The organism is Syntrophobacterales bacterium (assembly GCA_019429105.1).
GTDB lineage: Bacteria > Desulfobacterota > Syntrophia > Syntrophales > UBA5619 > DYTH01.
The window spans coordinates 55745-77797 of record JAHYJE010000012.1 but is presented as its reverse complement, the minus strand read 5'-3'; the positions used below and the strand labels follow the sequence as shown (position 1 = coordinate 77797).

Annotated in this window: 21 protein-coding genes, 3 tRNA genes and 1 pseudogene; 21 read left to right on the top strand and 4 right to left on the bottom strand. The window is 51.9% G+C overall.

Annotated elements, in window-relative coordinates:
* The first annotated feature begins 90 nt into the window (after positions 1 to 90).
* The 21 genes and pseudogenes from K0B01_06010 (at position 91) to K0B01_05910 (ending at position 19093) form a co-directional block, all read left to right on the top strand.
* A pseudogene (locus K0B01_06010) lies at positions 91 to 342 on the top strand (GIY-YIG nuclease family protein).
* Between the two features lie 10 nt (positions 343 to 352).
* Positions 353 to 1705 carry a RelA/SpoT family protein gene (locus K0B01_06005; GenBank protein ID MBW6485688.1) on the top strand — a complete coding sequence of 451 codons (1353 nt, stop codon included), beginning with the start codon at positions 353 to 355 and terminating at the stop codon, positions 1703 to 1705.
* Positions 1706 to 1760: 55 nt separating this feature from the next.
* Positions 1761 to 2642, top strand: a complete 882-nt coding sequence (argB, locus tag K0B01_06000) for an acetylglutamate kinase (GenBank protein MBW6485687.1) — start codon at positions 1761 to 1763, stop codon at positions 2640 to 2642.
* A gap of 55 nt (positions 2643 to 2697) precedes the next feature.
* The gene (locus K0B01_05995; protein MBW6485686.1) at positions 2698 to 3885 is read left to right on the top strand and encodes an acetylornithine transaminase; all 1188 of its coding nucleotides are present in this window, start codon (positions 2698 to 2700) and stop codon (positions 3883 to 3885) included.
* On the top strand, positions 3882 to 4793 hold the full coding sequence (gene argF, locus K0B01_05990; protein ID MBW6485685.1) for an ornithine carbamoyltransferase: 912 nt from the start codon (positions 3882 to 3884) through the stop codon (positions 4791 to 4793). The genes K0B01_05995 and argF overlap by 4 nt, the downstream gene beginning before the upstream one ends.
* 16 nt (positions 4794 to 4809) lie before the next feature.
* A complete protein-coding gene (locus K0B01_05985; GenBank protein ID MBW6485684.1) occupies positions 4810 to 6027 on the top strand; it encodes an argininosuccinate synthase in 1218 nt (405 codons plus the stop codon).
* Positions 6027 to 7427, top strand: a complete 1401-nt coding sequence (gene argH, locus K0B01_05980; protein MBW6485683.1) for an argininosuccinate lyase — start codon at positions 6027 to 6029, stop codon at positions 7425 to 7427. Before K0B01_05985 ends, argH begins: the two co-directional genes overlap by 1 nt.
* Positions 7428 to 7690: 263 nt before the next feature.
* Positions 7691 to 8950 (top strand): diaminopimelate decarboxylase, encoded by a 1260-nt coding sequence (gene lysA, locus K0B01_05975; protein MBW6485682.1) that lies wholly within the window; start codon positions 7691 to 7693, stop codon positions 8948 to 8950.
* A gap of 63 nt (positions 8951 to 9013) precedes the next feature.
* The gene (dapA, locus tag K0B01_05970; GenBank protein ID MBW6485681.1) at positions 9014 to 9889 is read left to right on the top strand and encodes a 4-hydroxy-tetrahydrodipicolinate synthase; all 876 of its coding nucleotides are present in this window, start codon (positions 9014 to 9016) and stop codon (positions 9887 to 9889) included.
* A 13-nt stretch (positions 9890 to 9902) separates the two neighbouring features.
* Entirely contained in the window at positions 9903 to 10715 is an 813-nt protein-coding gene (dapB, locus tag K0B01_05965; GenBank protein MBW6485680.1) for a 4-hydroxy-tetrahydrodipicolinate reductase, read from the top strand.
* Between the two features lie 4 nt (positions 10716 to 10719).
* The gene (folK, locus tag K0B01_05960; protein ID MBW6485679.1) at positions 10720 to 11268 is read left to right on the top strand and encodes a 2-amino-4-hydroxy-6-hydroxymethyldihydropteridine diphosphokinase; all 549 of its coding nucleotides are present in this window, start codon (positions 10720 to 10722) and stop codon (positions 11266 to 11268) included.
* A gap of 69 nt (positions 11269 to 11337) precedes the next feature.
* Entirely contained in the window at positions 11338 to 11601 is a 264-nt protein-coding gene (locus tag K0B01_05955) for a YHS domain-containing protein (protein ID MBW6485678.1), read from the top strand.
* Between the two features lie 141 nt (positions 11602 to 11742).
* Positions 11743 to 12264 (top strand): CDP-diacylglycerol--glycerol-3-phosphate 3-phosphatidyltransferase, encoded by a 522-nt coding sequence (pgsA, locus tag K0B01_05950; protein MBW6485677.1) that lies wholly within the window; start codon positions 11743 to 11745, stop codon positions 12262 to 12264.
* A gap of 169 nt (positions 12265 to 12433) precedes the next feature.
* A tRNA-Gly gene (locus K0B01_05945) sits at positions 12434 to 12508 on the top strand.
* A 15-nt stretch (positions 12509 to 12523) separates the two neighbouring features.
* Positions 12524 to 12598 (top strand) — tRNA-Cys (locus K0B01_05940).
* A 190-nt stretch (positions 12599 to 12788) separates the two neighbouring features.
* Complete coding sequence (locus K0B01_05935; protein MBW6485676.1) at positions 12789 to 14288, top strand: leucyl aminopeptidase; 1500 nt, start codon at positions 12789 to 12791, stop codon at positions 14286 to 14288.
* Positions 14289 to 14303: 15 nt separating this feature from the next.
* Complete coding sequence (locus tag K0B01_05930) at positions 14304 to 15284, top strand: ABC transporter ATP-binding protein (protein ID MBW6485675.1); 981 nt, start codon at positions 14304 to 14306, stop codon at positions 15282 to 15284.
* A gap of 10 nt (positions 15285 to 15294) precedes the next feature.
* Positions 15295 to 16296 (top strand): ATP-binding cassette domain-containing protein, encoded by a 1002-nt coding sequence (locus tag K0B01_05925; GenBank protein ID MBW6485674.1) that lies wholly within the window; start codon positions 15295 to 15297, stop codon positions 16294 to 16296.
* Between the two features lie 216 nt (positions 16297 to 16512).
* Positions 16513 to 16713 (top strand): cold-shock protein, encoded by a 201-nt coding sequence (locus tag K0B01_05920; protein MBW6485673.1) that lies wholly within the window; start codon positions 16513 to 16515, stop codon positions 16711 to 16713.
* Positions 16714 to 16779: 66 nt separating this feature from the next.
* The gene (gene miaA, locus K0B01_05915; GenBank protein ID MBW6485672.1) at positions 16780 to 17730 is read left to right on the top strand and encodes a tRNA (adenosine(37)-N6)-dimethylallyltransferase MiaA; all 951 of its coding nucleotides are present in this window, start codon (positions 16780 to 16782) and stop codon (positions 17728 to 17730) included.
* Positions 17723 to 19093, top strand: coding sequence for a hypothetical protein (locus K0B01_05910; protein ID MBW6485671.1), 1371 nt, complete (start codon positions 17723 to 17725; stop codon positions 19091 to 19093). The genes miaA and K0B01_05910 overlap by 8 nt, the downstream gene beginning before the upstream one ends.
* A gap of 167 nt (positions 19094 to 19260) precedes the next feature.
* On the opposite strand, the gene K0B01_05905 is transcribed toward K0B01_05910, so the two are convergent.
* The 4 genes from K0B01_05905 to prmA all read right to left on the bottom strand — a co-directional run bounded on the left by K0B01_05905 (position 19261) and on the right by prmA (position 21774).
* Positions 19261 to 19336 (bottom strand) — tRNA-Phe (locus tag K0B01_05905).
* Positions 19337 to 19429: 93 nt separating this feature from the next.
* Positions 19430 to 20002: an RDD family protein gene (locus K0B01_05900; protein MBW6485670.1), complete on the bottom strand. Its 573-nt coding sequence runs from the start codon at positions 20000 to 20002 to the stop codon at positions 19430 to 19432.
* 9 nt (positions 20003 to 20011) lie between these two features.
* Positions 20012 to 20821, bottom strand: coding sequence for a 16S rRNA (uracil(1498)-N(3))-methyltransferase (locus K0B01_05895; GenBank protein ID MBW6485669.1), 810 nt, complete (start codon positions 20819 to 20821; stop codon positions 20012 to 20014).
* On the bottom strand, positions 20818 to 21774 hold the full coding sequence (prmA, locus tag K0B01_05890) for a 50S ribosomal protein L11 methyltransferase (protein MBW6485668.1): 957 nt from the start codon (positions 21772 to 21774) through the stop codon (positions 20818 to 20820). The genes K0B01_05895 and prmA overlap by 4 nt, the downstream gene beginning before the upstream one ends.
* Positions 21775 to 22053: the final 279 nt, after the last annotated feature.

The following is a 22053-nucleotide window of genomic DNA, read 5'->3' as shown; positions in this document are numbered from 1 at the left end:
CGAAACCTGCCCGTCCGGCAGGCGGGCTCGAAACTCAAAAGTGTATAATCCCTCACCTTTTTAAAATATTTTAGGTATAATAAATCTGTTATGCATTTTGTTTATATCTTAAAAAGCAAGAAAACTGAAAGACTTTATGTTGGTTTCACCTCTGACGTTAGCAGAAGGCTTGCTGAGCATAACGAGGGCCTCTCGGGTTACACGAAGGCTCATATACCCTGGGACCTAATATATTACGAGGCTTTTAACAACAGTGCTTTAGCTAGAAAAAGAGAAAAGAGTCTAAAATATTTTGGTAAGGCATACGGGCAACTAAAAAATAGAATTGGATTAGGGGATTAAAAGGTGAGGGATGCCTAAAGATTTCTATAAAGACATTATCCTGCAAGAGAGCTTCGATAAGAAGCTAGTTGAACGTGCCTATAAATTTGCTAAAAAGGCACATCATGGTCAAAAAAGAAGGAGCGGCGAGGCATACATTACGCATCCACTGGCAGTCGCCAAGACTCTTCTGAGTTTAGGAATGAGTGATGAGATGGCGGCTGCGGCCTTACTTCACGACGTAATTGAAGATACTGATACCAAATATGAGGATATTGAGGCCGAATTTGGGGTCGAAGTTGCTGGACTCGTAAAAAGCCTAACAGCTCTCCGTCAGGTTGATTTTTCGACTTATTCAAACCCGGAGGAAGCCGAGGAAGCAAAAACTCACGCCAAAAACGAGAACCTAAGGCAGCTTTTCCTCTCGATGTCTGATGATGTTCGAGTGGTGATTATCAAGTTAGCCGATCGACTCCACAATATGGAAACAATCAAATCACTCCCCATCGAGCATCAGCAACGGGTTTCGCGTGAAACCTTAAATATTTTTGCACCTCTTGCTCTCAGGCTCGGGATGGGAGAAATCAAGGGCCGGTTGGAAGATTTAGCCTTTCCAATTGCATATCCTCAAGAGTATAAATATCTCAAAAAGGAGGCCAATCGACGTTACAAAGCAGCCGACAGGTACACGCTCAAAGTTAAGCGAATTATAGATGATGAACTAAAAAGGTTATCAGTTTCAGCCGATGTGGAAGGGCGAGCCAAGCATATCTATAGTTTGTATAAAAAAATTACTCGGCCAGAGATTGATTGGGACTTTGATAAGGTTTATGACCTGGTAGCTCTCCGAGTCGTGACCGATACAGAGGAGAATTGTTATAAAATTTTAGGCGCCATTCACGGTAAGTTTAGGCCGATTCCAAACTACGTTCGAGATTATATTGCCGCTCCAAAACCAAACGGCTATCGCTCGATTCACACGACTGTTTTTGGGCCAGAGGGTAAAGTTTGTGAGATTCAAATAAGAACCAAGGAGATGCACGAAGAGGCTGAATATGGAGTCGCTTCTCACCTTCATTACACCTTAGAAAAAAGTTCTGGGAAGTCTGATAGTGAGCTCGAAAAGGGGACTTTTGCAAAATCCCACCAAACGGATTTTTTAAAGCGAATCAAGGAATGGCAAGTCTCGGTTGGTGACGATACTGATTTTCTAGAAGGTTTAAAGATGGAATTTTTAGATGATCGGATCTACGTTTTTTCTCCAAATGGTGACATCTTCGATTTGCCGGTTGGAGCAACCCCGGTTGATTTTGCCTACGAGGTTCATAGTAGGATTGGTGATAGATGCCGATTACGTCGCCGAGCAGTTGGACGAAATTGTTGAAGATGAGGATCTGAGCCGTTATATTTTGTGATTTGAGAGATTGCTTATGGAAGATATGACTGAGTTTGTGGAGAGGGCCAATATCCTGGTGGAGGCGCTTCCCTATATACGCCGTTTCTTTAACCGGACGGTTGTTATAAAGTATGGCGGGCACGCGATGGTTGACGAGGAACTGAAGGATAATTTCGCCCGCGATGTGCTTTTGATGAAGTACATAGGCATCCATCCGGTGGTTGTGCATGGCGGCGGACCGCAAATCGGCAGCGTCCTGAAAAAGCTGGGGAAGGAATCGCAGTTCATCCAGGGGATGCGGGTCACCGATGAAGAGACAATGGATATTGTCGAGATGGTGCTGGTCGGGAAGGTAAACAAGGAAATAGTCGGCTTGATTAACCGGCATGGTGGGCGGGCAGTGGGCCTAAGCGGCAAGGACGCAAACCTGATTCGTGCGGAGAAATATCTCCTCAGCGCCGACAAGGCAAAAGCCACGCCGTCGGAAATAATTGACCTCGGTCTGGTCGGCAAGGTCAAAGAGGTAAACGCCTCTATTCTCAATACGCTTATGAATGACGGGATAATTCCTGTCATCGCGCCCACGGGGATAGGTGAAAATGGGGAGACTTACAATATCAACGCCGATCTGGTGGCCGGCGCGGTTGCGTCGGCCCTCGGTGCCGAAAAACTTATTTTGCTGACGGATGTGCCCGGTGTTCTCGATCGGGATAAAAACCTCATTCACACGATGAATAACGGCATGGCAAGGCGGATGATTGAGGACGGAACAATCGCCGGCGGCATGTACCCCAAGATCAAGTGCTGCCTCAAGGCTCTGGGCGCCGGGGTAGGCAAGACCCACATTCTCGATGGGCGCGTCAAACACACGATTCTGCTGGAGATGTTCACGGATCAGGGGATTGGGACGGAGATCGTAATATAGGAGTCAAGAATTAATGCATGATTTATGAAGGCATTTTGAAATGAAAGAGATTGAAATGACAAAAGCAGAATGGATCGGGCTTGCCGATAAATACATAATGCCCAACTACAAGCGGTTTCCTGTTGTCATTACCAGGGGACTGGGCGTTCACCTCTGGGACAGCGAAGGCCGCTCTTATCTCGATCTGGTCGGGGGGATTGCCGTTTGTGCCCTGGGTCACTCCCATTACCGGGTGGTGGCGGCGATTAAGGAGCAGGTGGAAAATCTTACTCATATCTCCAACTACTATCACATCGCTCCCCAGATCCTGCTGGCCGCCCTGCTTGTAGAGAATTCCCCGCTGGATAAGGTATTTTTCTGCAACAGCGGCGCGGAGGCCAACGAAGCGGCGATAAAACTTGCCAGAAGATATGCATTTGAGCAGATGAATGGCAAAAACGAGTTCATCACCATGCGCAACTCCTTTCACGGCAGAACACTGGCCACTGTCACGGCAACCGGCCAGGAGAATTTGCAGGCAGGATTCGGTCCTCTCCCCGCAGGTTTCCATTATGTCCCCTACAATGATCTTGCCGCCCTGGATGCCGCAATCACCGATAAGACCTGCGGGGTAATCGTCGAACCGATTCAGGGGGAGGGGGGGGTAGTCATTCCCGACGCTGGATATCTTCAGGGGATTAGAAAAATATGCGATGAACATGGCATTTTGATGATTGCCGATGAAATCCAGACGGGCATGGGCCGGACGGGGATGCTTTTTGCCTGCGATCATGAGGATGTTGTCCCTGACATCATGACCCTTGCCAAGGCATTGGGAAATGGCTTTCCGATCGGGGCGATGCTTGCCAAGGAGCACATTGCCGCGGCTTTTGTCCCGGGAAGTCATGGTTCGACATTCGGTGGTAACCCGCTGGCCTGCGCGGCAGCCTTAGCCGCGGTGCAGACGATCCTGGAGGAAGGGGTTGTCGAGAACAGTCGCGTTGTCGGCGAGTATTTTCTCGCCCGGCTTGCCAAGCTGAAAGACAAGCATCCGGTTATTCGCGAGGTGCGGGGCAAGGGGTTAATGATCGGCGTGGAGCTTGCCTCTCCCGGTGCGGGGCTGGTGCTTGCATGCATGGAGAAGGGGCTTCTTATTAACTGTACAAACGGCAATATCCTGCGTTTTGTGCCGCCGTTGATTATTACCGAATACGATGTGGATCGGGCTTTGCAGATATTGGATGAGGCATTGGGGGAACAATGAAAAAGGATTTGATAAGCGGTTATGACCTGGAGAAAAGTGATTATGACGCCATTTTTGAGGGCGCCGATCGGCTGAAAAAAATGTTGCGAGCCGGAAAATCAGCCAAGCCGCTGAAGGGTAAGACGCTGGGGATGATTTTTGACAAATCATCGACGCGCACGAGGATATCATTTGAAGTAGGCATGTATCAGTTAGGGGGAAACGCACTCTTTCTGAGCGGTCGCGATATTCAGATCGGTCGGGGGGAGACAATCCCCGATACAGCGCGGATAATGTCCCGCTATCTCGACGGGGTGATGATCCGCACCTATTCTCACGAGTTGGTCGAGGAATTTGCCCGGTTTGCGACAATCCCGGTTATCAACGGCCTCACGGACCTGCTTCACCCCTGCCAGATTTTGACGGATCTCTTCACGCTTATAGAGAAGCGGGGAGGGTATGAGGGGCTGAAAATCGCCTATGTCGGGGACGGCAACAATATCGCCAACTCCTGGATAGTTGCGGCTACAAAGCTTCCCTTTCGCCTTGACCTGGCCTGTCCCGACGGGTATGATCCGGATCCTGTCATTCTGGAAAGGGCAAAAGCCGAGGCGCCGCTCGGGGTTAATCTGCACAGGGAGCCGGCTCTGGCCGTGCGCAAGGCCGACGTCATTTATACCGATACCTGGGTGAGCATGGGGCAGGAGGAACAAAGAGATGAAAAGATTAAAAAATTTCATGCCTTTCAGGTTAGTCAGGAACTTGTGGACAAAGCCGGAAAGGACGTTATTGTGATGCATTGCCTGCCCGCGCACCGGGGGGAGGAGATTGCCGCGGAGGTTATCGACGGTCCCCAGTCCGTTGTCTTTGACGAGGCGGAAAACCGGCTGCACGTCCAGAAGGCGATAATGGAAATATTGATGCAGTGATAAGGAGGATACTAAAGTGAGTGAAGTGAAGAAGGTTGTTCTTGCCTATTCGGGCGGACTCGATACGTCCGTCATTCTGAAATGGCTGATTGAGACGTACCACTGCGAGGTGATCTGCTTTGCCGCCGATGTCGGGCAGAAGGAAGAGTTGTCCGGGCTTCAGGAAAAGGCGCTCAATACCGGCGCCTCAAAGATATACATTGATGATCTCAAAGAGGAATTCACGCGGGACTTCGTTTTTTCGGCGCTCCGGGCGAATGCCATTTACGAGGGAACATATCTGCTGGGAACATCGCTGGCCCGGCCGCTGATCGCCAAAAGACAGCTTGAGATTGCCAAGCTGGAGGGCGCCGATGCTGTCTGTCACGGGGCCACCGGGAAGGGCAACGATCAGGTTCGTTTTGAGCTGACCTACCTGGCCTTGAACCCGGCAATCAATATTATCGCCGCCTGGCGGGACGACAACTGGAAATTTGATTCCCGGTCATCGATGCTTGATTATGCCGATAAACATGGGATACCACTGCCGCTGACCAGGGAAAAACCCTACAGCAGCGACCGCAACCTGCTTCACATCTCCCATGAAGGCGGAATTCTGGAAGACCCCTGGACGGAGCCGAATGAAGACATGTTTGTGCTGAGCGTTTCCCCTGAAAAAGCCCCGGACCGGCCGACCTATATCGAAATCGTCTTTGAAAACGGGATTCCTGTTTCCGTGGACGGGGTGAATATGCAGCCTGCCGTTCTTCTCGATCATCTCAATGAAATCGCCGGTAAAAACGGGATCGGCCGCGTTGATATGGTGGAGAACCGCTTTGTCGGCATGAAATCCCGCGGGGTTTACGAGACTCCCGGGGGAACTGTCCTCTGGGCCGCGCACCGGGCAGTGGAGTCTATTACCATGGACCGCGAGGTGATGATGCTGCGCGATTCGCTCACTCCCAAATACGCCCAGCTCGTTTATAACGGTTTCTGGTTTTCTCCGGAGATGAAGGTTCTGCAGAGCTTCATAGACGAAACCCAGGAGCATGTGACCGGGACAGCCCGTCTTAAGCTCTACAAGGGAAACTGCATTGTGGTCGGGAGGAAATCGCCCTTTTCCCTTTACAGTGAGGATGTTGCAACATTTGAAAAAGACCGGGTTTATAACCAGAAGGACGCAACCGGATTCATCCGCCTCAATGCCCTGCGTCTCAAGATAATGGCGGCGATGAACGCACAAGTTCAGATTTGATGCGGCAGGTAAAGATGACTGAAAAAGTGGAGAAGCCCTGGGGGGGGCGGTTCAGTGAGGAGACAGATAAGGCCGTAGAGGCCTTTACCGCTTCGCTGCATTTTGACCGTCGGCTTTACCGCTGCGATATTGAGGGCAGCATCGCCCACGCGCGCATGCTTGCCAGGCAGGGGATCGTCAAAAAAAATGAAAGTCGGGCGATCATTGCCGGTCTGAAGGAGATCCTGCGGGATATTGAAGATGGAACGTTTTTCTTCAATCCTGACGACGAAGACATTCACATGGCGATCGAAAAGGCGCTGATTGTCCGGGTAGGCGAGGTCGGAGGGAAGCTCCACTCGGCAAGAAGCAGAAATGACCAGGTGGCTCTGGATGAACGCCTTTATCTGAGGGCGGAAACAGACGAGTTAATTCACCTTGTCCGCGCTCTGCAAGGGGCGCTCATAGAGCAGGCAAAAAAGGAAACAGGTGTTATCCTGCCTGGTTATACCCACATGCAGAAGGCGCAGCCGGTTCTTTTGTCTCACTATCTTCTTTCCTTCCGGGAAATGTTTGACCGCGATTTGTCGCGTCTTTATGATTGCCGGGTGCGGATGAATGTAATGCCCCTGGGGGCGGCGGCTCTGGCAGGAACGGGACTTCCCATTGACCGCAAGTACGTTGCCCGCCTCCTCAAATTTCCGCGGGTGACGGAAAATAGCATGGATACAGTCTCTGACCGGGATTTTGTCGCCGAATTCATTTTTGTCGCATCGCTTATCATGGCGCACCTGAGCCGTTTTTGCGAGGATCTGGTGCTCTGGTCAACCGACGAGTTCGGCTATATCGAAATCGCCGACTCGTTTACAACCGGCAGCAGCATTATGCCGCAAAAGAAAAATCCGGATGTGGCGGAGCTGATCCGGGGAAAGACAGGCCGTGTTTACGGCGATCTCGTCGCCATCCTGACTCTCCTCAAGGGGCTGCCGATGACGTACAACCGTGATTTGCAGGAGGACAAGGAAGCGCTGTTCGATGCGCTCGACACCACGAAGGCCTCTCTGCGGATTTTTACCATGATGGTGGGCCATATTGCCTTTCGCCGGGAAAAGATGGCAACGGGCGCCGAAGGGGGATTTTCCACGGCGACTGACATCGCCGAATATCTCGTGCGCAAGGGAACGCCGTTTCGTGAAGCGCATGGCATTGTCGGGAAAATAGTCGCTTTTTGCATCAAAAACAAAAAAAAGCTGACGGAGCTGACCATGACGGAGTTTCTTGATTTTTACGGCGGTTTCGATGAAGATGTGTTTCAATGCTTGGCCGTAAAACAGTCTGTGGGCGCCCGGCAGGAAAGAGGCGGAACAGCCGGGGAGACGGTGCGCGCGAGGATTGCGGAAATTGAGGGTAAAGACAGATGAAGAGTGGAAAATCATTGCGCTGGGCGGCTTTATTTTTTGCAATTCTAAGCCTGTCTTTTTACGGATGCGGCAAGAAAGGGGATCCCCGGCCGTCAAAGTCAGCTGGCAGCTATTTACCGGCGGCGATTGGTGTAAGGCAGTTCACTTCACTGCTTGATGTTCATAAAATTAGAGGTACGCGCTTGGTCGAGTCCGGAGCGACGTCTAAAAGATTGGCAATTTAAACCGGCAATTTATGCACGCATTTTCAGATTAGGGGAACAATGAATTATTTCGATTACAAGGATAACGAACTGTATTGCGAGGAAGTGTCCATTGCGGCAATCGCGCGGGAGGTAGGAACGCCTTTTTACCTCTACAGCGCCCGGACGTTGAAGCGCCATTTTACGGCATTTGCCGAGGCCTTCGCCGGGATCCCTCATATCATCTGTTTTGCCGTCAAAGCCAACTCCAACATTGCGATTCTGAAGAGCTTTGCCAACCAGGGCGGCGGCGCGGACATCGTTTCCGGCGGGGAGCTGTACCGCGCTTTGCAGGCCGGCATCGAGCCCGCGCGGATCGTCTATTCCGGGGTGGGAAAACGGGATGACGAGATCGATTTTGCCCTCAAAACGGGGATTCTGATGTTCAATATTGAATCGCCCCAGGAATTGGAGGTCATCGACGAACGCGCCGGCAAACTCGGTCTCCGCGCGGGGATCGGCATCCGCGTCAACCCGGATGTAAATGCGGAAACCCACCCGCACATTTCCACCGGTTTGAAGGAAAACAAATTCGGCATCGCCGTCGAAAGCGCGCTTCTGGCTTACCGGCAGGCGGCGGCGTTGAAACATATCGATATAAAAGGGGTAAGCTGCCACATTGGTTCACAGATAACGAAGATCTTGCCCTTTACCGATGCGATCGACCGCCTGAAGACGCTGATCCGCACTCTGCGGGCGGAGGGGGTTGCGGTTCATTATCTCGATCTGGGCGGCGGGCTGGGCATTTCTTACGATCAGGAGAAACCGCCGCTGCCCGCCGAATATGCCCGGGCAATTATCGAGGCGGCCGGCGATCCGGGCTGCACCTTTATCTTTGAGCCGGGTCGCGTGCTTGTCGGCAATGCCGGAATTCTTGTTACAAAGGTCCTTTACAAGAAGGAAAATGACGCAAAAAAATTCTTCATTGTGGACGCCGGCATGAACGACCTGATTCGCCCCAGCCTGTACGGGTCCTTTCACAAACTTCAGCCCGTCCAGTTGACCGCGCGGGAAGAGGTTACGGCTGACATCGTCGGCCCGATCTGCGAATCCGGTGATTTCCTGGCCAAGGGACGGCGGGTGAAATCAATGGAACGGGGCGATCTGTTGGCCGTTATGAGTGCGGGGGCTTATGGATTCACCATGTCCTCGAATTACAATTCGCGCCCGCGGGCGCCGGAAATAATGGTTTGCGATACGAGCTGGCACGTCATCAGGGAGAGGGAAAAGAACGAAGACCTGATTAGAAACGAAAAGATTCCGGACTTTTTGAAAAATTAGGGAGTGGTTTGTCTTTTAAAAGAATATGAGTCGGGGCTTCAGATAAAAATTGGAGGGGGAGATATGTTTTCAGGCGCCATTGTCGCTATTGTAACGCCGTTCAAAGATGGGAAGGTTGACGAGGCGGCCTTGCGCCGTCTGGTCGAGGAGCAGATTGCCGAGGGAACGGATGGAATTGCCCCCTGCGGAACAACCGGGGAATCCACAACGCTTTCGCATGAGGAGCATGACCGGGTTATTGAGATTGTGATCGCTGCCGTAAAAAAGCGCGTTCCGGTCATCGCCGGGACCGGCTCGAACAGCACGACGGAGGCAATCCGCCTGACGAAACACGCCTGGCAGGCGGGGGCCGATGCGGCGCTGATTGTTTGCCCTTATTACAATCGCCCAACCCAGGAGGGTCTCTACCTGCACTACAGGGCCGTTGCCGAAGCGGTCCCGATTCCCATCATTATTTACAACATTCCGGGGAGAACCGGCACGAACATGCTGCCGGAGACGATGGCGCGCCTGGCGAAGATCCCCAATATTGTCGGGGTAAAGGAGGCGGCCGGTTCCATCAAACAGATGAATGAAATCATCAGTTTGTGCGGGCCTGATTTCGATGTCATCTCCGGGGATGACGCCTTTACTCTGCCGCTGCTTGCCATCGGCGGCAAGGGGGTAATTTCCGTTATTTCGAATATAGTTCCCGCTGACATGGCCGGGCTTGTGGATGCCTTTTTTGCCGGTGATTTGCAGAAGGCCCGCGAACTTCACCAGCGCATGAGTCCGCTGATTGATGCGCTTTTCATTGAGACCAATCCCACCCCGGTAAAGGCGGCGCTGGCCTTGATGGGCAAGATCGACTATGAGCTGCGCCTGCCGTTATGCCGGATGGCCGAAAAGAATGAATCAGCCTTGAAAAAGGCAATGCAGGACTACGGGTTATTGAAGTAGGGAGGAACTTTTTATGGTAAAGGCCATTGTTACCGGCGCCGGCGGACGGATGGGGGGAAGGATAATCAGCATTATTGCTGAGACAAGGGAGATGGAGCTGGCCGGGGCGGTGGAGCAGAAGGGCCATCCCGCAATCGGCAGGGATGTGGGCGAGGGTTTGGGACTCGGCAAGACGGGGATACGAATTGTTGATTCCCTGTCCGCTTGCATTGAAAAAGGCGATGTCGTTATCGACTTTACCTCGCATGAATCATCTCTTAAACACCTGAGTATTGCCGCAAGTGCCAAAAAAGCCATAGTAATCGGCAGCACAGGCTTCACAGTTAAAGAAATGGATGAGGCAAGAAACATTGCCGGCGCTGCAAGATGCGTCATTTCCCCGAACATGAGCGTTGGCGTCAATGTCATGTTCAAGGTCCTCTCCGATGTCGCGGCGATTCTCGGCGATGAGTACGATGTGGAGATCGTTGAGGCGCACCACCATCTCAAGAAGGACGCACCCAGCGGCACGGCGGTAAAAATGGCGGAGGTGATCGCCCGGAGCTTGGGGCGCGATCTCGAAGAGACCGGCGTCTATTGTCGTAAGGGCATGATCGGCGAACGTTCCCCTAAAGAGATCGGCATTCAGACCGTTCGCGCCGGGGATATTGTCGGAGAGCATACGGTGATTTTCGGCGGCATGGGAGAGCGGCTGGAATTTATTCACCGCGCCCACAGCCGGGACAACTTCGCCCGCGGGGCGATTCGGGCGGCGCTTTGGGTGGTTGGACGTCCCAATGGGCTCTATGACATGCAGGATGTCCTGGGATTGAAAAGGGTTGCCTGAAGGGATGCACGCGAGGCCTGATGTTCATGAAATTGGCGGAGCGCGCTCTGTCGCGTCCGTCGCAGTTATTGCCTATATCGGCATAGGGGCGAATATTGGCTCCCCGCCAGAGCAATGCCGGGAAGCGGTGCGTCGCTTGGGGGCGATGCCGGGCATAACCTCTTTACGAACATCGTCTCTTTACCGGACCGAGCCGGTTGGCCCCAAGGAGCAGGCGTGGTTCATCAACGCCGCAGCCGAGCTCAAAACGGCGCTTCCCGCCCGTAAACTGTTTGAGATATTGAAAAATATTGAAAAGCTCATGGGACGCGCAGAGGGTATGCGCTGGGGGCCGCGGGTAATCGACCTCGATCTCCTTCTCTATGGTCAGGCGATTATTGACGAGGAGGGGCTGACGGTTCCTCATCCGGAGCTGCATAAAAGGCGTTTCGTCTTGGAGCCGCTTTGCGAGATCGCCTCCTACACGGTTCATCCGCTGTTCAATGTTTCCATGCGCGGACTGCTCGATCGCCTTGCTGAAGGCGGGGGTGTTGAATTATATGGAAAATTTTAGATAGCGGCGCTCTCAACCATTTGTCCTGCAGGCGCGGGGAGTTGCGGCAAAAATGATTATGAGGATTGGATGTTGCTTAAATTAGTAATTGTTGTTATTGCGATCTATCTTTTCTACAAGCTCATCAGGAAGGATTCGTCTCAAGCAAGGGGGAGCAGGGGATACAAACGTCAACAGAAGCCCGCCGGCGGAGAGGACCTGGTCGAGGATCCGGTCTGTCACACATATATCCCCGAAAGCTCTGCTTTGAAACTGAACGTGGAGGGGAAAACGGTATGTTTTTGTTCGCAAAAATGCCTCGATACTTATGTTCAGGAAAAAAAGCAGCCATGAGCGCGATCAGGTTATCCATACCTGAAGAAGGCCGAAAAAGTGGGAAATAACTCGACTATCGACAACCTGAAGAATCTGTTCGATAAACTGCCCATCCCCGAGCGGCAAAGGGACATCTATAATCTTCCCAATACAATCAGCATGCTTCGCATCGGCGTCATTCCGGTTTTGTTTGGCCTGCTTCTCTCCCCCGGCCCGGCCATGAGCCTGGTTATTGCGGCGTTGTTCATCGTCGCCGGGCTTACCGACCTGCTTGACGGCTATATCGCGCGAAGATTTCAGATAGTTACGACGATGGGGAAATTTCTTGATCCGATTGCCGACAAGTTGATCGTTAATACGGCAATGATCCTCCTGATTCCTGTTGGTAGAATACCGGCCTGGATAGTAGCCGTCATGATCATCCGTGATTTTGCGATTGATGGCATAAGGACTGTAGCCTCGGCCGAAGGTTTGTTTATCCAGGCCAGCCAGCATGGAAAACGAAAGACGCTTTGCCAGATTTTTGCCATTTCCGCGCTGATAATCCATTATCCGTTTATTGGCGCTGATGCGCATGTGGTGGGAATGGTTATTCTTTATATCGCTTTGGCCCTTTCAATAATTTCCGGGGTGGATTACTTTTTCAAGTTTTACGAAACGGTGTTCAAAAACAGAAGCTGAAACCCGGGAATGTTTATAATTGTTTCCCGATTGGCGTTGGATTCATTGGGGATCTGCCTGAAGGCGGAAAGTAAAGAGCAGGCGGTTTTGAAACAATATTATAGAAAAAGCGATTATTTTATTGACAAACAAATTTTATTTGATATATTCCGCCGCACCCAAACACTGAGCGGGCGTAACTCAGCGGTAGAGTGCCACCTTGCCAAGGTGGACGTCGACGGTTCGAACCCGTTCGCCCGCTCCATTTTTTTGTCTAAACGGCGGCATAGCCAAGTGGTAAGGCAGCGGTCTGCAAAACCGTTATTCCCCGGTTCAAGTCCGGGTGCCGCCTCCAGGATCACCAGGTGCGAGCGAAAATTTTCGTCTTTTCCATTTTTTCCTTTACAATCCAACCTTTCCAGAAGAAAAACAGGGGCTTTTTTGATCGCTCCGGGCGGGTGTATGCAAGCTTTGCAGTTTGAGTTATTTTATGGATGTAAATTCGTAATGCAATATTCTAATTGACTGAAATTGAAGGAGAAAATATGAAAATTCAGGTTATCGAAGGCCGGTTGGCCACGCATAAGACCGAAGCCGCCGTCTTTGCGTATTTTGAAGATGAATCGCTGCCCGCAGGCGCCGCTGCTTTTCTTGACGAAAGTCTGGGAAGGGTGATTCAGGATATTATCGGTTTGGGGGATTTCAAAGGGAAATTCAACGAAATAGCCGTTTACTACACGCACGACGACTCTTCGGTAAAACGTATTGTGACAGTGGGGTTGGGCAAGAGGACAGACTTTTCACTCGAACGGCTGCGAGGGGCCTTTGCCAAAGCGGCGCAGCATATACGCTCCATAAACGTGACCGAGTTTTCGACGGCGCTGGCCTTTGACGACATGCCGGCGGATGCCGCAGCCGGGGGGATTGCCGAAGGCGTTATCCTTGGACTTTATCGGTATCTGCCGTTCAAAACTATTGACCGCAAGGAAGAGCAGACGATCGCTTCCTTTAAAATTTTTATAAATAAGGGAGACTTAAAAACCGTACGCGCCGCCGTTAAGCGAGCAGAAATCATCGCCAATGCGGCTAATTTTGCCCGCGATCTTGTTTCCGCGCCGGGCAACGAGATGACTCCAACCGCTCTGGCCGGCGCGGCTCAGGAAAATCTGAAAGGGAAAAACATCAGTTTTTCCGTGCTCAATGAGGCTAAAATGAGGAAACTGGGGATGAACGCCCTCTTGGGCGTTGCCAGTGGCAGCCGCGAGCCGCCGAAGATGATTGTTGTTGAATACCGCGGCGGCAAGAAGTCCGAGCTGCCGCTTGCCCTCGTCGGCAAGGGGATTACCTTCGACAGCGGGGGAATTTCAATCAAGCCTTCGGAAAACATGGATCGGATGAAGACGGACATGGCCGGGGGCGCCGCGGTAATTGCGACCATTCGCGCTGCCTCGGAACTTTCGCTGCCGCTCAATCTCATCGGGATAGTTCCCGCCACGGAGAACCTGCCGGGCGGAAAAGCCTATAAACCGGGGGATATCCTCCGCTCTCTTTCCGGACAGACGATAGAAGTGGTAAATACCGATGCCGAGGGAAGGGTTATTCTGGCTGATGCGCTTACCTATGCCAGTCGTTTCAATCCAGCCGCGATCATTGATTTGGCTACCCTTACCGGGGCTTGTATCGTCGCCTTGGGAGACGAAGTCATCGGCATGCTGGGAACGGATGCCGAACTTAAAGGCCTGATCAGGGAGGCCGCTGCTGTAACAGGAGAAAAGGTTTGGGAATTGCCCCTCGGGGAGCAGTACGACGAGATGATTAAGAGCGATGTTGCCGATTATAAAAACTCCGGCGGTCGAACGGGGGGCGCGATTACCGCCGCCACCTTCTTGGGCAAGTTTGTCGGGGGCAGTAAGTGGGTTCATCTCGATATCGCCGGCCCCTCCTGGTTTGAAAAAGCCAAGCCGTACATTCCCAAGGGTGCCTCGGGCATCGGGGTTCGTCTGCTGGTCCAATTGCTGAGAAGCATGACCACTGAAAAACAGTAACTGTTTTTTTAATCCATGACCGAAGCCGAAACAATTCTGGAAATACGGGAGCTTTCCTCGCATTTTGAAACCGAACGGGGCATTGTCAGGGCTGTTGACGAGGTGAGCCTGAAAATCGGGGCCGGACAGACGGTCGCGGTAGTCGGGGAGTCGGGGTGCGGGAAAACGGTTCTGGCCCTCTCCATCCTGAGGCTATTGCCGTCACCGCCGGGCCGAATTTCCGGCGGAGAGGTTCTTTTGCAGGGCGTAAACCTTCTTGACCTTTCTGAAGATGAGATGAGAAAGGTCAGGGGGCGCGATATTTCGATGATCTTTCAGGAACCGATGACCTCGCTGAACCCGGTTTTCCCGATCGGCGAGCAGATTGCCGAGGTATTCCGACTGCACCAGAAAATGGGCAGAAGAGAAGCTCATATCAATAGTGTCGATATGCTGCGGCTGGTCGGGATTCCCTCCCCGGAAAAGAGGGCGAGGGACTACCCGCATCAGATGAGCGGAGGGATGAGACAGCGGGTGATGATTGCCATCGCGATGGCGTGCCGTCCTCGGGTCATGCTGGCGGATGAACCTACGACCGCGCTTGACGTCACCATTCAGGCCCAGATAATCCAACTTATTCTTTCCCTGCAGCAGCGAACAGGGACATCCGTCCTGCTTATCACCCATGACTTGGGAGTTGTCTCCGAGGCGGCCGATTTTGCCTTTGTCATGTATGCCGGTCGCATAGTGGAGAGCGCTCCGGCAAGGGAGCTGTTAATTTCTCCGCTGCATCCCTACACAAACGGGCTGATAAATTCTCTTCCCGGCAGAAAGGCTGCTTTGGGCCGAGACAGCTTCCTCAAAGCGATTCCCGGAATGGTTCCTCCCCTTTATGACCTGCCGCCCGGTTGTCGCTTCCAGGGACGCTGCGCAGAGGTTCTCCCGATTTGTCGGGAAGAGGAACCCCTGCTTAAGCAAGTTGCCCCCGGGCGTTCGTGCCGCTGCTGGAGGCATTAGCAAAAAAAAGATGAACCAAAAACTTCTCGAAATAATTGAATTAAAAAAGAGTTTCGGCGCCCGCAGCGGATTTTTTCAGGGTAATGATGTCGTCGTGCGCGCGGTTGATGGCGTCACTCTTCAGGTAAAACGGGCAGAAACCCTGGGGCTGGTCGGGGAGTCCGGATGCGGAAAATCGACACTGGCCCGCCTGATCGTCCGTCTGGATGAGCCGACAGAGGGTTCAATATTATTCGACAATGAGGACATCTTTAAATTAAAAGGGGCAAGGCTGAAGGAATACCGCCGCAGCGTGCAGATGATCTTCCAGGATCCCTATTCCTCGTTGAATCCGCGTCGAACAGCGGGCGACATCATCGAGGAGCCGCTGAGAATTCACAATCTTTCGGCGGAGAGAGAGGGCGGAAAGAAGCTCAGGGAAATGGCGCAGCTTGTCGGTCTCAATGAGGAGCAATTGAAGAGGTATCCACATGAGTTCAGCGGCGGACAGAGGCAAAGAATCGGGATTGCCCGCGCGCTTATTCTCCGGCCGCGCTTGATTATAGCCGATGAACCGGTTTCATCCCTTGATTTGTCTGTCCAGGCGCAGATACTCAATCTCCTTAAAAGCCTTCAGAATGAGTTGGAGCTTACCTATCTGTTTATTACCCACGACTTTGGGGTAGTTCAGCATATGAGCGACCGGATTGCCGTCATGTATCTTGGTAAAATTGTTGAACTGGGTAAAACGGCGCAGGTCTGCGAAGCGCCGGTTCATCCTTATACCCGGGCCCTTGTTTCCGCCGTGCCGGAAATAGACCCGGCAAAAAATAGAAAAAAAAGAACGGCAACTGCTGATTTTGACTCTACACATATTTATTCGAGAGGCTGCTCATTTTTTCCCCGCTGCCCCTTCCGGGAAGATATTTGTGCTAAGCAGTTGCCAATTCTGGAAGAGTTTGGCCCTGAACATCGGGCGGCGTGCCATAAAACCGATAAAAAAAAGCTTGCATTTGCAAAAAAACGGTGTTAGCACCGATCACCGCCCAGAGTACATATCAAAAAGGATGTGCTTTAAATTAAGTGGTGGGAATAGGTAAAAGTTGGGAACTCATATCTTCCAGAATGTGTTAGGCAGAAAATCAAGCCGCCGTCAATTCAGAGATAATTTCTGAATGAAGGTGGTTTTTTGCTTTTTGGGGGGTATGAAAAACAACGTAGCTAATCTTTTTGAAAGGGGGAACAAAAATTGGCAGAAGGAAAAGTGAAGTGGTTCAACGAAAAGAAGGGGTTTGGCTTTATCGAAAATGACGAGGGCGGGGATGTTTTTGTGCATTTCAGCGCTATAACAGGCGACGGGTTTAAAACCCTTTATGAAGGGCAGAGAATCAGCTTCGACATTGAGCAGGGGAAAAAAGGCCCTGCCGCGGTAAACGTGAAACCGTTATAAGGCAATTATTTAACAGTTTACATCCCGGCCGTGTTTTGCGGTCGGGATTTTTTTTGGGTGCGTCAAGTGGTCTTTTCTGAGGCAAATCTCAATAAATTCAAGGATAGGCATAATCTGCTCGTCGTATTGGGGCCAACCGCCGCGGGCAAGACCAAGCTTGCCGTGGGCCTGGCCAGGGTCGTCGGGGGAGAAATTATTTCCGCTGATTCCCGGCAGGTTTATCGCGGACTGGATATAGGAACGGGAAAGGACCTTGCCGACTATACGGGTGAGGGGGGTGTGATTCCGGTTCATCTGCTGGATATCATTGACCCGGATGAAGAGTTCAGCGTCTTTGCCTTCCAGAAACAATTTGTCGGAGTTTTTCAGGAAATCTCCCGGCGCGGCGGCTTGCCGCTCATGGCAGGCGGCACGGGGCTGTATCTTGATTCAATATTGCGCGGATACCGGATGGAGGAGGTGCCTGAAAATAAGCAGATGCGCGAAACACTGCTTCACGAGGACATGGATTCACTGCGCGCGCGTCTGGAGTTGCTCAATCCCCATTTACATAACAAAACGGATCTTCTTGAGAGAGAAAGGCTGTTAAGGGCTATTGAAATCGCGCTTTTTCAGCATGGGGAAGCGGGACGGCATCCGGATTTTCCCCACCTGTCACCCTTTGTGATCGGCATTCATCCCCCAAGGGAGGAACTGCGCCGGCAAATAACTGTCCGTCTCAGGGAGCGTCTCGATGCGGGAATGATCGAAGAGGTGCGCCATCTTCATGCAAACGGCGTAGGCTGGGAACGTCTCGCTGCCCTCGGGCTGGAATATCGCTACGTCGCACTTTATTTGCGGGGAGAAATCGGTCTTTCCGACATGACAGCCCTTCTCAATACCAGAATTCACCAGTTCGCCAAGAGACAGGAAACATGGTTCCGGAAAATGGAAAAAAACGGCGTTCGCATTAACTGGCTCAATCGCCCCGATGTAGAGGCGGCGCTTTTTCTGATGATGAACGAGGGCGATGATTAAACTCTCCAAAGCGGACAAATATCTGCAAAAATACTCAATCCTCGGGGACAGGCAGATCCTTGTCCAAACACGGGAAGGGGTGGAAAACGCCGTCGTGATCCCGGCGCTGGAGGAGCGGGATTCGCTTTTTCAAACGCTTGCCTCCGTTGCGAAAAATCCCCCTGCCGATCTCGGCCGGACAGCGGTGATCTGCGTCGTCAACAATCACCGTCCCTCTCTTGCCGGCGGCAGGGCAGTCGCCGATAATCAGGAAACGCTCGCCATTCTGAGATGTTTGGTAAAAAAGGAAACTGTTTCAGTATCCTCTAATATAAACATTAAAGATGATTGTGAGATTATTGCGAAGAGCGGATTGCGGCTGGCGGCAATCGACGCCTCCTCTCCGGGGAGGGAGATTCCGGAGAGCGCCGGCGGGGTCGGCGCCGCGAGAAAGATTGGCATGGATGCCGCGGTGATGATTCTGACTGCCCGGTCGCGGGGCTCCGGCATCATCTCCTGCCTGGATGCCGATACATGCGTGGAAGAGAACTATCTCGCGGCAATTGCTTCTTTTTTCCAGAAGAATAATTGCCCGGCGGCGACGGTTGGTTATGCCCACCAGAAACCTGAAGATATCAATCTGCTTTCCGCCATTTGCCGCTACGAGATATTTCTGCGCGCCTACGTGATCGGACTTTCGTTTGCCGCCTCCCCTTACGCCTTTCCGGCGATTGGCTCGACGATCTCCTGCACGGCGGATTCCTACATTGCCGTGAGGGGAATGAACCGAAGGGCAGTCGCGGAGGATTTTCATTTTCTCGACAAACTTGCCAAACTGGGCAGGATCGGCCTAATCGAGGGCACAACAGTCCACCCTTCGGCGCGTCCTTCCCGCCGGGTGGCGTTTGGCACCGGACGGAAGATGCTCTATTTCCTCGAAGAAGGCAGAGCGGAGCATCTTATCCACAATCCTGATATATTTATATTTATCCGCCAATGGCTGGCAGAAATAAAGTCTGACCCGGATAGAAACGCCGGGGCAATCATGAAGGCGGCAAAAAACATTCATCCCCTTCTGCATGAATATCTCACGCTCGCCGGCTTTCCTGGCAATTGGGAGAGCATGCGCAAGAACTGCGCGGATTCGGAGCACTTGCTTCGGCAATTCCATGTCTGGTTTGACGGCCTGAAAACCCTGAGACTCGTTCATCATCTTGAACGTTCACAGTATCCCCCGGCAGCGATGTTTCCCGGGTTGAAAAAGCTTGTAAAAATGATGGGCAAGGAAATTCCACACCTGGAAAAGATGCACGCGGAGATCCCTGCTTTGGATGTTCAGCTCAGCGTTCTTGAGGAATTGAGAGCGTTATTCCCCGCTTCCTGAATATTCATAAGCCTCCGAGCGGGTGCGAGAGCATCCGCCGTTTTTTATGGGAAGGCGCTCACTATCCGTCATGATATTTCAGAGCAAAAAGCGGAACTATAGTGGGACTGGAAAGCGGGGTAAAGAAAAAGGGGTTACGGTGTTCCTTCGCAACCCCTTGATTCTTATGGTGGGCCAGGACAGAATTGAACTGTCGACACACGGATTTTCAGTCCGTTGCTCTACCGACTGAGCTACCGGCCCTCTTGATAAGCGCTTCTCTATATTGCGGCAGTCCTCTATAAAATCTGGACTTGTTTGTCAAGCCGTTTTTCGCGGCGCTTCGATGTTTTAAAATTAGGAAGCAGTGGATGTTTCATTTTGGTTGTCTTCCTTGGTTGAAGGGGGTTCGGAAAGCGGGGGTTCCGCAAGGGAGGGGAGGGAAGAAGAGGGCGTGGTTGTGGCTTTATCCACACAAACTACAATAGTCATGGCTATCTTGTCGTGCCATCCCTGTTTCTTGCGGTCAAAGGCGACCCATAAAAAGCCAATCGAGAAAAAAAGCCCCGAAATCAGGTAGCCTGCCCAGCGCAGAAATGCTGTCCCGGTGGTTACTGGTTCGCCCGATACGGCAATGACGCGGAGGCGAAGGAGCATTTTCCCCGGAGTTTGCCCGCTGATTCCGTGAAACCAGGTGAAGTAGGTCATGTCAACGACAAGTGAAAGAAAGACACACAGAAACGTAAGCGCGCCTGCCCCGCGTGCTAACTCTTCCGGGGGAGACTGGAGGAGTTTCATGATGTCGCTTCCCAGGCCGACGGCAAAAAGGGCGATAAGTGAAACATTTAGCGAGATCGCATAGACAATGGCCTTGTCGATCATAAATGCCGGAAGTCGTCTCCAGAAACCTGCGTAGCGGATATTTGTCATTAATTAACCTCAAATGTATTTAAGCTCATACTGGATAACGGCAAGGGCGGCAAGCGAAGCCGTCTCTACCCGCAGCACCCGTTTCCCCAAACTTACGGAGATGAAACCGGCACGCCTGGCCAAGTCGATTTCCTCTACGCTGAATCCCCCTTCCGGGCCGATTGCAAGCATGATCTTCTTTATGGGGATGCTGGAGTCATTACTGGAGATTAATCGTTGTTTTGTAAAAACATCGCAAAGAGAAACCTCTGTCTCCTCTTCCCAGGGGATTAATCTCAATCCGCCCGGCGGAAGAGTCGCAAGCATGTTGTTAAACGTCATAATATCAGTTATTTCAGGAATGTCGGCCCGACCCGATTGGCGACAGGCCTCGACGGCTATCTTGCGCCACCGCTCCAGCTTATGAACGCTAATCTTCTCATTAGGGTCATTAATTTTTGCCCGTCGTGAAGATTTAGACGAACCAGGGCGCGGTATGGAGCGGGCGGATAGGAAAGGGATAATCCGATTTGCCCCCAATTCCGTTGCATGGCGGATTATTCCCTCGATTTTTTCGGCTTTGGGGATCGCCTGACACAGGGTTACCACGATATCAGAAACGGGAAGCTCCCGCTTTTCCAGTATCTCCAATTCAGCGCCTTCTTCAGTGTAACTTTTGATGACGGTTTCGTACTCGGCGCCAGCTCCATTGAAAACAGTCAAACGACTGCCTTCCTTCATTCTCAAGACAGAGCCGAGATAGTGCGCTTGATCGGCGGCAGTCCGGCAAACGTCTCCCCGCTGGAGCAAGATGGGAAGATAGAGGCGGGTGGCGGTCATGCGTGAGGATTTCCCTTCCTCAGCGCAAAACACAGCCATTCCTTCTCCGTGAGGAGTTGATGAACGGGGAAGGCGGCAGTGGGGAAATGCTCCTCTATGTCCTTTTTGTCCTGTTCGATAATTCCCGAAATAACCAGATATCCATTCTGCTTAAGCAGGCGCTGCAGGTGCGGGCGGAGCTTGATCAGCGTCTTTGCCGTTATGTTGGCGACGATCAGTTCAAATGTTTCGTCAAGGGCAGCGATCTCGCAGTGCCTTACCTCGACATGCCTTTCCATATTATTGATCATTACGTTTTCGATGGCGATTTCTACGGCCTTTTTGTCGGTGTCCACGCACAGAACATTCGCTTCCTTAAGTTTTGCGGCGGCGATGCCGAGGATGCCCGTTCCCGTTCCGACGTCGAGAACCCGCCATTTATCGATCGCTCTTTCGTGCAGCAGGATATTTTCGAGCGCCTCGAGACACATCCGCGTGGAGGGGTGCTGCCCGGTTCCGAAGGCCATTCCCGGGTCTATATCGATGACGACATCCTTGCCCGCCGGCAAATATCTCTCCCATGTCGGTTTGATGACGATAGTTTTGGTTACTCTAAGCGGTTTGAAGTATTTTTTCCATGCTTCGCCCCAATCCGGATCATGGATGGTTGCTGTTTTCATTGTCGGTTTTTCCAGCTCCGGGAAAATCTCGGCCAGACTGTCCATGTAAGTCTGTAAAGACGCAATACGTTGCTTAAGACGAATATCGCAGGGCAAAAACACCTTCAGTATCTCGGGGGTAGCTGATTCAGGCAAGCCGTTTTGGGGTTGCGCCGCGTATTCCTGAAACGCCCCTTCAGCGCCAATTTCCGCAACGAAGTTGTTCAGGGCATCGATCATTTCCAGCGGCGAGTAAATCTCTATTTTCAGCCAGTCCGCCTTGTCAGCCGGCGAGCTTTCATGTTTTTCAGGCATTACGTTTGTACCCCTTTCGTATAACTCAATTTAAAATCAAATCAGCGGCTGTTGACGGTTTTGTAAAATGCTGTCAACGCCGAACCCAGGCGCATCTATAACTTTTTGATAAATATATTTCAAGTTTATTGAATTTTGACAATATTTATGATAGTCCCGCTGCGTACTTGGAGTTGGCTGAAAAAAAGTTTCTTGCCGCAGGAGATGATTCAGAACTTTGTGCGCGAACTATTTGAATCGGTTTTTATATTCAGAAGCTCTGATTAATATCCGTGCCGG

Bases quoted from the DNA above. Each gene is read 5' to 3' on its own strand.
- K0B01_06005 (MBW6485688.1), top strand. From the start codon at position 353: ATGCCTAAAGATTTCTATAAAGACATTATCCTGCAAGAGAGCTTCGAT.
- argB (MBW6485687.1), top strand. From the start codon at position 1,761: ATGACTGAGTTTGTGGAGAGGGCCAATATCCTGGTGGAGGCGCTTCCC.
- K0B01_05995 (MBW6485686.1), top strand. From the start codon at position 2,698: ATGACAAAAGCAGAATGGATCGGGCTTGCCGATAAATACATAATGCCC.
- argF (MBW6485685.1), top strand. From the start codon at position 3,882: ATGAAAAAGGATTTGATAAGCGGTTATGACCTGGAGAAAAGTGATTAT.
- argH (MBW6485683.1), top strand. From the start codon at position 6,027: ATGCGGCAGGTAAAGATGACTGAAAAAGTGGAGAAGCCCTGGGGGGGG.
- lysA (MBW6485682.1), top strand. From the start codon at position 7,691: ATGAATTATTTCGATTACAAGGATAACGAACTGTATTGCGAGGAAGTG.
- dapA (MBW6485681.1), top strand. From the start codon at position 9,014: ATGTTTTCAGGCGCCATTGTCGCTATTGTAACGCCGTTCAAAGATGGG.
- dapB (MBW6485680.1), top strand. From the start codon at position 9,903: ATGGTAAAGGCCATTGTTACCGGCGCCGGCGGACGGATGGGGGGAAGG.
- folK (MBW6485679.1), top strand. From the start codon at position 10,720: ATGCACGCGAGGCCTGATGTTCATGAAATTGGCGGAGCGCGCTCTGTC.
- K0B01_05955 (MBW6485678.1), top strand. From the start codon at position 11,338: ATGTTGCTTAAATTAGTAATTGTTGTTATTGCGATCTATCTTTTCTAC.
- pgsA (MBW6485677.1), top strand. From the start codon at position 11,743: ATGCTTCGCATCGGCGTCATTCCGGTTTTGTTTGGCCTGCTTCTCTCC.
- K0B01_05935 (MBW6485676.1), top strand. From the start codon at position 12,789: ATGAAAATTCAGGTTATCGAAGGCCGGTTGGCCACGCATAAGACCGAA.
- K0B01_05930 (MBW6485675.1), top strand. From the start codon at position 14,304: ATGACCGAAGCCGAAACAATTCTGGAAATACGGGAGCTTTCCTCGCAT.
- K0B01_05925 (MBW6485674.1), top strand. From the start codon at position 15,295: ATGAACCAAAAACTTCTCGAAATAATTGAATTAAAAAAGAGTTTCGGC.
- K0B01_05910 (MBW6485671.1), top strand. From the start codon at position 17,723: ATGATTAAACTCTCCAAAGCGGACAAATATCTGCAAAAATACTCAATC.
- K0B01_05900 (MBW6485670.1), bottom strand. From the start codon at position 20,002: ATGACAAATATCCGCTACGCAGGTTTCTGGAGACGACTTCCGGCATTT.
- K0B01_05895 (MBW6485669.1), bottom strand. From the start codon at position 20,821: ATGACCGCCACCCGCCTCTATCTTCCCATCTTGCTCCAGCGGGGAGAC.
- prmA (MBW6485668.1), bottom strand. From the start codon at position 21,774: ATGCCTGAAAAACATGAAAGCTCGCCGGCTGACAAGGCGGACTGGCTG.